The 12,977-nt window shown below is 39.6% G+C and carries 15 protein-coding genes; 11 read left to right on the top strand and 4 right to left on the bottom strand.

Going from position 1 to position 12,977, the window contains the following annotated elements; translation table 11 throughout:
• The first annotated feature begins 101 nt into the window (after positions 1–101).
• Positions 102–806, top strand: a complete 705-nt coding sequence (locus tag LCM09_RS03890) for a pseudouridine synthase (RefSeq protein ID WP_224878804.1) — start codon at positions 102–104, stop codon at positions 804–806.
• A gap of 66 nt (positions 807–872) precedes the next feature.
• Positions 873–1,469, top strand: coding sequence for a PRC-barrel domain-containing protein (locus LCM09_RS03885; protein WP_224878803.1), 597 nt, complete (start codon positions 873–875; stop codon positions 1,467–1,469).
• A 74-nt stretch (positions 1,470–1,543) separates the two neighbouring features.
• Here LCM09_RS03885 and LCM09_RS03880 read toward each other — a convergent pair whose 3' ends face one another.
• Positions 1,544–1,741, bottom strand: coding sequence for a DeoR family transcriptional regulator (locus LCM09_RS03880; protein ID WP_224880064.1), 198 nt, complete (start codon positions 1,739–1,741; stop codon positions 1,544–1,546).
• Positions 1,742–2,130: 389 nt separating this feature from the next.
• On the opposite strand from LCM09_RS03880, the gene LCM09_RS03875 reads away from it, so the two are divergent.
• Together LCM09_RS03875 and pepV are read left to right on the top strand one after the other, a co-directional pair.
• Entirely contained in the window at positions 2,131–3,228 is a 1,098-nt protein-coding gene (locus LCM09_RS03875) for a potassium channel family protein (RefSeq protein WP_224878802.1), read from the top strand.
• Positions 3,225–4,634, top strand: coding sequence for a dipeptidase PepV (gene pepV / locus LCM09_RS03870; RefSeq protein ID WP_224878801.1), 1,410 nt, complete (start codon positions 3,225–3,227; stop codon positions 4,632–4,634). The genes LCM09_RS03875 and pepV overlap by 4 nt, the downstream gene beginning before the upstream one ends.
• Before the next feature lie 41 nt (positions 4,635–4,675).
• Here the strand turns inward: pepV and cysK are convergent, their stop codons facing one another.
• On the bottom strand, positions 4,676–5,605 hold the full coding sequence (gene cysK, locus LCM09_RS03865; protein ID WP_224878800.1) for a cysteine synthase A: 930 nt from the start codon (positions 5,603–5,605) through the stop codon (positions 4,676–4,678).
• Between the two features lie 221 nt (positions 5,606–5,826).
• Between cysK and thpR the strand changes: the two genes are divergently transcribed.
• The 5 genes from thpR (at position 5,827) to LCM09_RS03840 (ending at position 10,561) form a co-directional block, all read left to right on the top strand.
• Positions 5,827–6,369, top strand: a complete 543-nt coding sequence (thpR, locus tag LCM09_RS03860; RefSeq protein ID WP_224878799.1) for an RNA 2',3'-cyclic phosphodiesterase — start codon at positions 5,827–5,829, stop codon at positions 6,367–6,369.
• Positions 6,353–6,721: a CidA/LrgA family protein gene (locus tag LCM09_RS03855; protein WP_224878798.1), complete on the top strand. Its 369-nt coding sequence runs from the start codon at positions 6,353–6,355 to the stop codon at positions 6,719–6,721. The genes thpR and LCM09_RS03855 overlap by 17 nt, the downstream gene beginning before the upstream one ends.
• Before the next feature lie 4 nt (positions 6,722–6,725).
• Complete coding sequence (locus LCM09_RS03850; protein ID WP_224878797.1) at positions 6,726–7,409, top strand: LrgB family protein; 684 nt, start codon at positions 6,726–6,728, stop codon at positions 7,407–7,409.
• Positions 7,410–7,486: 77 nt separating this feature from the next.
• Positions 7,487–9,625, top strand: coding sequence for a type I pullulanase (gene pulA, locus LCM09_RS03845; RefSeq protein WP_224878796.1), 2,139 nt, complete (start codon positions 7,487–7,489; stop codon positions 9,623–9,625).
• A gap of 129 nt (positions 9,626–9,754) precedes the next feature.
• On the top strand, positions 9,755–10,561 hold the full coding sequence (locus LCM09_RS03840; protein ID WP_224878795.1) for a phosphotransferase: 807 nt from the start codon (positions 9,755–9,757) through the stop codon (positions 10,559–10,561).
• On the opposite strand, the gene LCM09_RS03835 is transcribed toward LCM09_RS03840, so the two are convergent.
• Complete coding sequence (locus tag LCM09_RS03835; RefSeq protein ID WP_224878794.1) at positions 10,545–10,823, bottom strand: YtzH-like family protein; 279 nt, start codon at positions 10,821–10,823, stop codon at positions 10,545–10,547. The two genes, LCM09_RS03840 and LCM09_RS03835, sit on opposite strands and share 17 nt — an antisense overlap.
• Before the next feature lie 277 nt (positions 10,824–11,100).
• A complete protein-coding gene (gene cydS / locus LCM09_RS20955) occupies positions 11,101–11,196 on the bottom strand; it encodes a cytochrome bd oxidase small subunit CydS family protein (protein ID WP_404800777.1) in 96 nt (31 codons plus the stop codon).
• 148 nt (positions 11,197–11,344) lie between these two features.
• On the opposite strand from cydS, the gene trmB reads away from it, so the two are divergent.
• Both trmB and LCM09_RS03825 read left to right on the top strand, forming a co-directional pair.
• Positions 11,345–11,983 (top strand): tRNA (guanosine(46)-N7)-methyltransferase TrmB, encoded by a 639-nt coding sequence (gene trmB / locus LCM09_RS03830; RefSeq protein WP_224878793.1) that lies wholly within the window; start codon positions 11,345–11,347, stop codon positions 11,981–11,983.
• 98 nt (positions 11,984–12,081) lie between these two features.
• On the top strand, positions 12,082–12,924 hold the full coding sequence (locus LCM09_RS03825; RefSeq protein ID WP_224878792.1) for a YtnP family quorum-quenching lactonase: 843 nt from the start codon (positions 12,082–12,084) through the stop codon (positions 12,922–12,924).
• The last annotated feature ends 53 nt before the right edge of the window (positions 12,925–12,977 follow it).

Here is a 12,977-nt window from a genome sequence, read left to right as displayed (position 1 = left end):
CGTGCAAATTAGCATTTACCGGTTACTTACCCCAGATTTATAGAAGTTATGCTCAAAATTTAATTTTTTTGGAAAATACATGGAAAAAGGAGCGTTTTAGCATGCGTATCGATAAATTACTTTCTAATATGGGATATGGAACGCGAAAAGAGGTCAAGAAAATTCTCAAGACAGGTACAGTTAGAGTAGATGAAGTAGTAATCAAAGATGCGAAACAGCATATTGATGTTGAAGAAAATGTAGTCACCATAAATGGAGAGACCGTCGAATATAGAGAATATATTTATATAATGATGAACAAACCTGCTGGCTTTCTATCAGCAACTGAAGATGAAGAAGAGACAGTAATTGATCTTCTTATTCCGGATGATCAGATCTTTGCCCCGTTTCCTGTCGGCAGACTCGACAAAGATACTGAAGGATTACTAGTTATCACGAATGATGGCAAACTCGCCCATCATTTGACTTCTCCAAAGCATCACGTCCCGAAAACATATTTTGCGAGAATAAACGGACGGGTTACTGAAAAGGATATTGAAGCCTTTAAACAAGGTGTTACGTTGGATGACGGTTATAAAACAAAGCCAGGTGAACTAACGATTGTTGAAGAAGGTCCAATTTCTCAAATTGAATTAACGATTCATGAAGGAAAGTTCCATCAGGTGAAGAGAATGTTTGAAGCGGTTGATAAGAAAGTTATTTATTTGCAGCGGATCAGTATGGGAGATCTTGTACTTGACGAAGACCTAGATATTGGAGAATACCGTGAACTGACGGAAGACGAAGTAGAGCTCCTAAGAAAATGACCGACTGTTTCTTTTTTGCTGACAAAGGGAATACATCTTGTAGTCAGTAAAGAAGGAGAGGATAGGATGGTAAAGATAAGTGAAGAACTATTAGGATTGCGTGTGAATAATGATTTAACAATCAATCAAGTCTACTTTGATGAAACACTTGACCGTGTAACATACGTTGAGATCAACAAATATCAAAAGCCTAAAGAAAGAAACCTTGAACCTGACCATCATGCAGGAGACGTATTGAACTCCATTCAGGCTTCTGGTGGGCAATATACCCATGATAATTACCCTGTTACAGGGGATGACCTCAATGCTAGCGACGAGGTAGAGAGTTTCATCGTTCCCTATTCTAGTTTATCGTGGGAAGGTAGCAATCCAGTGATTAGCGATCGTGGGGAAGATTTAAAGCCTACGGTACTCGCTGATCAATATTCTTATCATTTATTGTGTAAGGGAGAAGTTCATACTGAGGACGGACAAAAACTAGGCAAGGTGAATGATGTTACTATCAACAAAGAAGGCAAGGTCGAAGGAATCGAGCTCTCTGAAGGATTCTTATCAGACTTCTTAATGAGTGGACAGCCTTATATGAAAGTAAATGAATCAGTGAGAATCGTAGAAGGGAACGTCATCGTTCCAGAGAACTTTCAAGAAGAACTAACAAAATAACTATCAAAAAAGCCGTGGACTAGTCCATGGCTTTTTTCATGTATTAACGATGTTGTGTATTTGTTACTAAATCTCTAACCAACTTTTACTTTCTTGCTTGTGGTGGTCCATGTTCCTCGGTTTGGGCTTTTGACTAATTCATTATAGGCCAAGACGTTTAAATCTCTTTGAACTGTTCGTTGGGTAATACCAAACTCTTCAACTAACTCTGTTGTACTGACAGTACCATGCTTGCTAATAAATAAATAGATAGACTTGATACGGGTCATCATGCGATCAGTTGAAGTAATACTCAAAGAACCACTCCCTAACGTGTAATCAATGCCATACTCTTAGGATAGTTTCTCACTATTAAAACAATATGAAGGAAACGTTAAGATATACTTAATTTTCTGATGATTCCTTCGTTTAAAGATGAAAGTCTGTTTGGTTTGAGTGCTTCGTATTAAACTGGAAGTGATTATTAGGTGTTTTGGGCAAATCCCAACTTGGTGTAATGATAAATAAGGTTTGTCCTACTTTCATAAAAAGTTCTCTTATCGGCATTGTTAGTATATAGTTATTATTCCATCTCTATTGCCAATTCCCTTTAATTTACCTGCTTACACCTCCTCTTTGAAGTTTATTTTACAATATATCGATAAATACGGCAAAAATTTTCATGCATCTGTCTACATCTTCCTTCTTCTTCCTTCGTTTGCTATTCTTAAAGGAGCAGGAAATAGAGAGGAGGCATACAATGTTCGTTCGTCTTTTTATAAGAAATGCATTGAAACTAAACAACTGGTTTATGTTTTATACAACCGCCATCTTAATCGTCTTGAGTACGTTTATCATGAGGGTTATCGAACCTGAAACCTTTCCTACACTTTTCGACTCATTATGGTGGGTGATGACCACTGTGACGACTGTTGGTTATGGAGATTATTTTCCGGTTACAGTTGGTGGCAGGCTCTATGCCATGTTCCTTTATATCGTTGGTATAGGACTATTGGGAGTAGTCATAGGGAAATTGGTTGACGGAGTAGCTGAGCTCAAAAAAAGAAAGGAGGAAGGGAAATTGAAATACCATGGGCAGAATCACATTGTGATCATAGGCTGGTCACAGAAAGCATCGTATGCAGTAGCAGAAATTATGGAATCTGATACATGTGAAATTGTTTTAATCGATAAATTACCTAAGGCTCCTATCATTGAAGATCATATTCATTACATAAAAGGTGATGCGGCCGAAGAAGCTGTGCTGAATAAAGCAGCGATCAAAGATGCTAGAGCAGTGCTTGTTTTCTCAGATGACACAATACACGATCCATTGTTAGCAGATGGAAAATCTCTAATCGTCGCAAGCTCTATCGAGAGAATGTCACCTGAAATACATACTACGGTAGAAGTGATGAAGGAAGAACATATTAAGAATTTCGCGCATGTACAGGTGGATGAGTTTGTACTTTCGAATGAAGCGATCTCACGTATGGCCGTAAGAGCAGCGTTCACGAAAGGCATCTCTGGCGTATATTCTCAGCTTTTGAGTAGAGGGCATGGCGAAAACTTATATGAAATCCCTGTGAGCAAAGAATGGAACACATACAGAAAAGCATTTGATGACTTATTAAAACAAGGAGCAACGCTTATTGCTGATGGAAATAGAATGGACATCAACAGAAGACTTGAAGAAAAAATACCTGCTAACGCAAAATTATTTGTGATTTGCGACAAGGCTGTTTATGAGAAATTGATTAGAAAGGAGAGAAATTCGTGATGGAAGTAAATTGGACAGAGGAAGTATTAAAAAGAAAAGAAGAGATGCTATCTGACCTCACTGGTCTTCTACAAATTGAGAGTGTATTGGACGTAGAAGATACCAATGAAGATGCGCCATTTGGGTATAAGGTTCGAGAAGCATTAGATTACATGATTAAACTCGGTGAGCGTGATGGTTATCAAACAAAAGATGTTCAACATGTCGCCGGGCATTTGGAGTTTGGGGAAGGCGAAGATTCGATCGGCATTCTATGTCATGTAGATGTCGTACCAGCGGGCAGTGGATGGACGAGTCCCCCTTTTAAACCTGAAATACGGGAGGGTAAGCTGTACGCTAGAGGAGCGATCGATGACAAGGGTCCTACGATTGCTGCCTACTGGGCAATGAATATTGTTAAAGAGTTATGTCCTTCTCTATCAAAGCGCGTTCGTATGATTATCGGAACCGATGAAGAAAGTTCGTGGCGCTGCGTCGATACGTACTTTAAGAAAGAGGAAATGCCGTTGATGGGATTTGCACCAGACGCCGTTTTTCCAATCATCTATGCAGAAAAAGGGATTGCTGATTTTGAATGGGATTTTCCCGCGACGGAAACAGAGAGACACGATCTCGTTCTTCAATCGTTTACTGCAGGTGAAAGATTGAATATGGTGCCTGATCTTGCTAATGCAGTATTCGTTGGTGAAGAAAAAGTACTATCGAAGGTAAAGAAAGAATTTGAAGAATATCTTACTCAAAAACAATTAAATGGCAATGCTACGCTCGCTGAATCACTTGTACTCGAAATAGAAGGTGTGTCCGTGCATGGATCGAAGCCTGAGCAAGGAAATAATGCTGCATTTAGACTTGCGGATTTCCTTTCAGGTGTAGGACTTGATACGAACGGCTCTACTTATATTGACTTTATTGCAAGGTGGCTTGTAGATGACTTTTATGGTAGGAAATTTGGCGTAGATGTCGAGGATGATATTACAGGTGCTTTAACGATGAATGCAGGTACGTTTGAATACAAATCTTCAGACGGCGGTAAAGTTGGAATCAACCTTCGATATCCTGTTTCATGTGATTTTGATGAGGTGAAATCTACATTTGATAAAGTTACAGGTCCAAATGATATTAAGATGACTATCATCGATCATATGACACCACATCATGTACCTGAGGATCATGAGTTGGTGAAGAAGCTTCAACGAGTATACGAGAAGCAAACTGGAGAACCAGCAGAACTTCTTTCAATCGGTGGAGGAACATACGCGCGTTCATTAGATGCAGGCGTAGCGTTTGGCGCATTATTTGAAGGGAAGCCTCAGCTAGCACACCAAAAGGATGAATACGTAGAGATCGATGATTTGTTAAAAGCAGCTGCAATCTACGCAGAAGCTATCTATGAGCTAGCTAAGTAATAAAGAAACGCCATCGCATGTCCCTGCGATGGCGTTTTCGTTTATAGCGAACTAAACAAGTCGCTAGATAAATATCTTTCCCCAGAATCGCACGTCATCGTTACAACAACTTGGTCTGGTGAGAGACGTTCTGCTACTTTCATAGCTGCATATACTGCTGCACCGGATGAAGGTCCAACAAGAAGTCCTTCTTCACTTGCAAGTTTACGGGTAACCTCGTAAGCTTGTTCGTCTTTTATCTGGATAATTTCATCATAAATTGACGTGTTAAGGATGTCAGGTATGAATCCTGGACTTGTACCAACTAGCTTATGCTTTCCTGGTTTTCCTCCAGACAGTACGGGAGACCCTTCAGGCTCAACGACATGAACAGTTATATCAGGGTAATGTTCTTTTAGAACTTCTCCTGTGCCGGTTACAGTCCCGCCTGTGCCTGCAGTAGAAACAAAAGCGGCAGGCGTAACCCCTAGTTCTTTCATTGCTTCAATAATTTCGATCGCAGTAGACGTTCGATGTGCATCTGGGTTTGCCGCATTTTCAAATTGCATTGGAATGAAACTATTCTCGATCGTCTCAGCGAGTTCCTTAGCTTTTTGGATAGCGCCTGGCATTTTTTCAGAAGATGGAGTAAGTACTACTTTTGCGCCGTAAGCTTTAAGGAGCTTGATTCGTTCTTCTGTTGCGTTGTCAGGCATTACGATGATGGCAGGATACCCACTAGCAGCAGCATTCATAGCTAGTCCTATTCCCGTATTGCCTGAAGTTGGTTCAATGATTGTGGACCCAGGTTTAAGAAGTCCTTTTTCTTCAGCAGTAGCAATCATGTTATGAGCCGCGCGGTCTTTTACACTTCGGCTAGGGTTAAAATATTCAAGTTTGGCATAAATTTTGGCACCATCAGGATTAGGAACCCTGTTTAACTTAAGAAGTGGCGTGTTTCCAATTAGTTCAGCCATATTTTCATAAATCATATGTCCACATCCTTTGCTGATTTCATAAAAGTTTATCTTTAACCAATAAAAGGTTAAAGTATAAGGTAAACTCCTATCGTAAGTATGACTCATCTTTATACTGTTCCCTATTATAGCAAATGATAAAGTATAGGAATAAGAAGTCGGCTTAAAAGATAAATGCAAGAAGATTCAGTTTTTTGGTAGAATATTAATGAGACCTAAAGGAGTGGGTTAGGTTTATGAGCAACCATTATTTCATAGCGATTTCAGTCGAGAGACTTCATTCGGAATTAAAAACATTACAACAGTCGTTAGATACTTCCTTATTCAAACATATTGTCCATCCAAAAGATTTTCATATTACATTGATGTTTCTGGGAGAGGCAACAGAAGAACAGTTGGGTGATTTACGTGTGCGTCTTAAGGAAATAACTAGAAATATAACACCATTTGAGATTACTCCTACAAGTATCGGGGTATTTGGCAAGCTGTCACAACCGCGCGTTTTATATGTAGAGGTCGAAAAGAGTAAAAGCCTTGAGGAGCTCCATGAATTAGTGGTCGAGTCATGTGCGGAAGCTGGTTTCAAAAAAGATACAAGAGAGTACCGTCCACATATAACTCTCGCTAAGAAGTGGAAAGACCCTGAAAAGAAAATAGGTCGTAATATGCCGGAGATCAAAAAGAAATCCCACGAGATTCAGAGTATCGGGTTGTTTCGTGTATCTCCATCAGATAGTCCTAGGTATAAGTGTGTTGAGCGTTATGATTTCAAAAAGTAACCTGTTCATTACGATTTTACAACTAGGGGTATTGTTTGGATTTTATTTGATGGGTGTTTTGATTCAAAATCTATTTGATTTACTCGTTCCTGGAAGTGTTTTGGGAATGGTTCTGCTTTTAATCTGTTTATATACAAGGGTGCTACCTGAACAATGGATTTCTAAGGGAGCAACGTTTTTGTTAAACCACCTTCCGCTTTTCTTTATACCTGTAACGGTTGGAATAATGAATCATCTCGATTTCTTTACTGGAAAAAGTCTATGGTTAATTCCGATAGTACTAGTAAGCACCTTGTTTATTATGATAACAACTGGCTGGATTGGTCAGACACTTGTTAATCGAAAGGATTAGCGTCATGTTTATATTAGGAATATTATTCTGGTTTTTGTTCACAATCGTGATTTATATCGTATTGAACCGTATCTATCAGGTATGGCCTTATCCATTTCTAATTCCAATCCTCACAGGTACTACTTTATTAGTTCTCATACTTACTACGATGGACATCTCCTATGATACATATTTTAGTGGTGGAAAATACATCGATGCATTTTTGGGGCCCGCAATCGTGGCTCTTGCTTTTCCACTTTATAAACAACGGAAACTTCTAGAAAGGTACAAAAAAGAACTGCTTTCAACAGTCTTGTATGCTAGTTTGTTAGGAATTCTCTCTGGATATTGGCTGACTATGTTGTTTGGGTTTGAAGCCGTGATAACCTCTTCTTTTGTGCCGAAGAATGTGACAACACCCGTTGCGATGGAAGTCGCAAAAATAATCGGGGGAGAACCAGCTCTTGCAGTAATCTTCGTCATGATTGCAGGAATTGGGGGCGCAGTAACAGGTCCGTGGGTCTTAAAACGATTCAACATTTCAAACTTTCTTGGAATCGGAATGGCTTTCGGTGCCGCTTCACACGCTATTGGAACAGCAAAGGCGCTTGAATATGGTCAAGAAGAAGCCGCCGTTAGTTCAATAGGTATGAGTCTTTGTGCATTATGTGTATCGATCATAGCGCCTATCCTAATAAATTGGCTATAAGAAGTTTTGTCAAAACGGTCATGTTTCTTAAACAGAAATAAGATAGTGTGTAAACACCTTTGTAAAGGATGGGTTTGATGGGAAATCACTCTAATTATCATAAAGATAGTCACGCATTTACAGCTTATTGGGATGATTTCAATGTCATAACGGTAATGGTTGAAGAAGGAATAAACGATTATCGAGAATTCATCCTAACGGACGGTCACCTTGATATCAAACTTGAAATCAATGGGGATTTCAAGCTTGGAAAGAAGAGAGTTGTTTCGTTATTGACAGATACTGACTATACGCCTGGGACAGAATACTACCTGAAACATGCTAGTGGTGAAGAATCTTTAGTCATGACGGGGAAAGTAGTTCGAACGAAAGGTTTTGATGAACGGTATCATTATGATGGAGACCTTGGGAATTTCATAACGAAAAAAGGTACCTTATTCAAGGTTTGGGCGCCTACTGCATCAAACGTTATTGTGAATATATATAATGATTCGTTTCAAAAGGTGAATGAAATTCCAATGCTTCGTCAGGAAAGAGGTCTGTGGGATTGTGAAGCAAATGGGTACGGAGAAGGTACGCTGTACACGTATAGCGTGAGAGTGAACGGAAGTACGAAAGAAGTCGTAGATCCTTATGTGAAAGCTGCAACTTCTAATTGCAAATTTGGTATGGTTGCAGACCTTGCGAAAACGAATCCCCAAAATTGGGATCCTACAAGTAAACCGACTCATGCCAAACCCTCTGATTCGATTATTTATGAGTTACACGTAAGAGATTTTAGCATCCAGTCAAAGAGTGGTTTGAAATACAAGGGGAAATACAAAGCGTTCACTGAAGAGCTACCAGATAAGGATGGAATTCCACAGGGGCTTAACTATATTAAATGGTTGGGTGCAACCCATGTAGAGTTGTTGCCTATTATGGATTTCGGTAGTGTAGACGAGATGAAGGCAGATCCACAATATAACTGGGGATATGACCCTATCCATTATTTTGTGCCTGAAGGTAGCTACTCTACAGATTCTCACCACCCCTATACGAGAATACGTGAAGTGAAAGAAATGGTTGCTGCCATCCACAACAAGGGTCTACGGGTAATAATGGATGTGGTATATAATCATGTATACCACCTTGAGGCTTCAAACTTAGAGAAAATTGTTCCTGGTTATTATTTTCGCTATGATCACGGGGGTAAGCCATCTAATGGAACAGGCGTCGGAAACGATACAGCTTCAGAAAGAAAGATGATGAGAAAACTAATGCTCGATTCGGTCACATATTGGGCTAAAGAGTTTGGTGTCGATGGCTTCCGATTTGACCTAATGGGCATTCACGATAAAGAAACGATGAAAGAAGTCCGGTATGAAATAGACTGTATCGATCCAACAATTCTTTTATTTGGTGAGGGGTGGCACTTAAACACAATCCTACCTGATTACCGAAAGGCTACGATTTCTCATGCAAAGGAACTACCGAGAATCGGTTTCTTTAATGATCGTTTCAGAGACTCTGTCAAAGGTAAATTGTTCGATACGCATTCTTCTGGGTTTGCTACGGGAAATTTCTCAGTTAAAGAAGATGTAAAGAAGTGTATAATGGGTAGTATTGATGATTATTTCATAACAGCTTCTCAATCGGTAAACTATGTAGAATGTCATGATAATCACACGTTATGGGATCGGTTAAGTCGAAGCCATCCTCACTCGAGCGAGGAAAGTAAGCATCAAATGCATCGGCTTGCTTCAGCCATTACGATCCTTTCTCAAGGCATCCCTTTTCTGCATGCTGGGCAGGAGTTTTTTAGAACAAAAAACGGTGTTGAAAACAGTTATAAATCACCAGACCGAGTTAACAAGTTTGACTGGAGAAGATTGAGAGCTGTGAAAGAGAACGTTACGTATATAAAAGGTCTCATTGAAATTCGAAAGTACTTTTCGGCACTAAGAATGGCCGAGATTCATGAAATGCATAGCATTCAATTTATTGATACACCAGACTCAACGATCGCTTATCGTATTACTCAAGAAAATAGTGGAGAAACGCTCGTCGTTGTTCATAATGCTGGGCATCATTCTGAGTGGGTCTATATAGGTGAAGGCGAAAAGTGGATACTAGCTGATGGCATACAAGCTGGTGTCGACCCATTGGATAAAACGGAAGATAGCTCAATCTTTGTAGCTCCTTTAAACACTGTTGTACTCATTAAGATCGAATAAAAACATGAAGAATTCATTAACCTGTGTTATAATTTTTTATTCGTAGGCGGTTTTGAACAACGTCCAGAGATTCTGCCGCCAAAGCAGAGGTCAAAACTTCCAGAATCTACAAACTAACAGAAATCGAAGGTGAATTTGTTGGAGAACATTTTAGGCGAAGGCTGGCAGGTGACCCCTGCTGGCGGAGCGACAGGTGAAGCATACTTAGCTCAATATGGAGACGAGAAACTATTCCTTAAGAGGAACTCCTCGCCTTTTCTGGCTGTTTTGTCGGCGGAAGGAATTGTACCGAAGCTTCTCTGGACTAAGCGACTTGAGAATGGTGACGTCATTACAGCACAGAAATGGCTGCCAGGAAGAGAGTTGAAGGCTTTTGAGATGAAGAAACCTCGAGTAGCGAAGCTGCTAAGGAAAATTCATCGTTCTTCAGAACTTCTTAGAATGCTACATCGTCTTGGGAAAAAGCCTTTGTCTCCAGATGTCATTTATAACGACCTGATTCAGAAGTTCGAGGGTCATTATAGAAATGATGAAGAAGTACAGAGTGCTTTAACATATCTAGCTTCAAATAAGGATAATCTCGATCACGTAGAAAAAGTCGTATGTCATTGTGACGTCAATCATAATAATTGGATGTTCAGTGACGAAGGGAATTTATACTTGATCGATTGGGATGGTGCGGTCGTAGCAGATCCTGCTTTGGATATTGGGATGCTCCTCTATTGGTACGTACCAAAAAATGAATGGGAAGATTGGTTGAGCCACTACGGTTTATCTGTTACACATGGGCTTAGGAAAAGAATGTACTGGTATGTTCTTGCTCAAACACTCCTATCCATTTATTGGTACGACTACAAAGGTCTTTATGGTGAAGTGGAATATTGGAAAAGAGATTTATTGAATCTAATCAAAAATCGACTTATTGATAATGATTGATCGTTTCGACCCACTGGCTTAAATCTGGCTGGTGGGTTTCTATATGGTTTAATAAATCAACTTGTTGTGCTCCAGTCGAACTATACTCCTCGACCTGTTCTAATATTTGTTGAATCTCAGGAGCGATGTTGTGGTTTTGTTTCAGCAATTTCGTAAGTCTTTGAACTTGTTCACACTCAGAAGCCGTGCCAGCACAATCAGTTTGATGGTTCGTCAAAATGTCCGCTAATATCATGAGCTGATGTTGATGAGTAAGTGGCATGTTCATTCCTCCTAAATCAATTCTAATTAGTAGGATTACAATAACCATGCCTTATTATGTAAGAAAATAAAAAACACGGACTTGTATTGTCCGTGTTAGCTTGTGAAACTTTATTTTTGCGCTCCCAATACCTTAGGAGTTTGAAAACCGCTTGACTCCTACTAGATCGCTGTCAGCCCAACAGAACGGCCCGTCTATCCATCATATCTAGACAAGAACGAATCTGATATGTTGGTCTTATGAAGTAATATAAATCATTTAACAACTTGTAAGTGATTTACTTTGTATCTCCTTTTGCTCCCCATCCGAATAGGGCGAGGACAGATAAGAAGATAACGATCCATGGTGCCCACATAATTAGAAAGTGTTCCATGATACGACTCCTCCTATTTATCATTTTTCTTTAGTACAAGATAACATATATGGAGGGGGATTGCCTTCATGAGACCTTCCTATTCCTATAATTTCATGGTAAAATGTCGATTGTGTGAAATGAGATAGGGAATTAAGGAAGTGAAAGTATGCGTCAACGTAATAAACCTTGGGCAGAGGATATGTTTGCTAAAAATCCTAACCTAGTAACAGCCTCTCCTTCTGAGTGCAAAGGCAAATGGAACGAGGTATTTGGAAATACGAACCCGATTCATTTGGAAGTAGGAACAGGTAAAGGACAATTTATCATAGGAATGGCTAAGCAGAATCCTGATATAAATTTTGTTGGTATTGAATTATCGGCAAGTGTAATGGTTTCCGCTTTAGAAAAACTAATCGAGGAAAACATCACAAACGTTCGTCTATTAAACGAGAATGCTCAAGACTTAACTGAACTATTCAATGAGAATGAATTGAATCAAATTTATTTGAACTTTTCTGATCCATGGCCGAAAAATCGCCATGAAAAAAGACGTTTGATGTACCGTTCATTCTTAGAACTATACGAAACGGTTATGAAACCGGAGTGTGAAGTTCATTTCAAGACGGATAATCAGGGACTTTTTGAGTATGCGCTTCACAGCTTTTCGAATTATGGTATGGTGCTTCATGAAGTGAGTCTTGATTTGCATAACAGCGACTTTGAAGAGAATATCATGACTGAATATGAAGAGAAATTCTCAGCAAAAGGCAGCAGGATTTACCGCTGTATTGCTCAGTTTCGATAAAAGGACCGTATAAATCGGTTCTTTTTTTAGATTTATTTGAAAGCGCTTCCTGTTAATGAGAAAATAAGCCAATAACATGTAGGCGAAAGGAGAACGTCATGGAAAAGTTTCAGTTGGGATCTTTAACGATTAGTTGGTTAAGAGGTGGAGTTACTCATATGGATGGTGGCGCAATGTTTGGCGTTGTACCAAGACCACTTTGGAGCAAGAAATACCCGGTAAATGAGCGTAACCAGATCGAATTAAGAACGGATCCACTCTTAGTACAATGGCAAGGAAAGAATATTCTAATAGAATCAGGAATTGGATATGGCAAGTTATCGGATAAACAAAAAAGAAACTATGGGGTTAATGAAGAATCCGAAGTGAAAAGCAGCTTAGCTGACCTATCACTTACTGTCGATGACATCGATATCATATTAATGACTCATCTGCATTTCGATCATGCGTCTGGGCTGACAGAGCCAGTTGGTGAAGGGTATAGATCTGTATTTCCGAATGCAGTCATTTACACATCAGAAGTTGAATGGAATGAGATGAAAAACCCGAATATTCGTTCCAAGAATACATATTGGAAAGAGAATTGGGAAGCGGTTGAGGGTCAGGTTCAAACGTTTCATGAAGCGATGGAAGTATTACCAGGCCTAACGATGCATCACACTGGGGGCCACAGTGACGGCCATTCGATCATTACAATGGTTGAAAACGGTCAAAAACTGATTCATATGGCCGATTTGATGCCGACACACGCTCACGCTAATCCACTCTGGGTACTAGCTTATGATGATTATCCTATGACGTCTATCTATGCCAAGGAAAAGTGGATAAAAGAAGCTGTTCATGACAACGCGTGGTTTATCTTTTATCACGATGCAAGTTATCGAGCGCTTAAGTGGAATACGGATTATGAGATTGTAGATGAAGTGAAAAGAGAAAAATAGTAAGAGAAAGGGCTGCAGCTTGTGCAGTCCTTTTTTTGCGGTCATAACTATTA

Origin of the sequence: Guptibacillus algicola, from assembly GCF_020171805.1 — a bacterium.
GTDB lineage: Bacteria > Bacillota > Bacilli > Bacillales > Guptibacillaceae > Guptibacillus > Guptibacillus algicola.
This window is presented reverse-complemented; position numbering and strand designations above follow the sequence as displayed.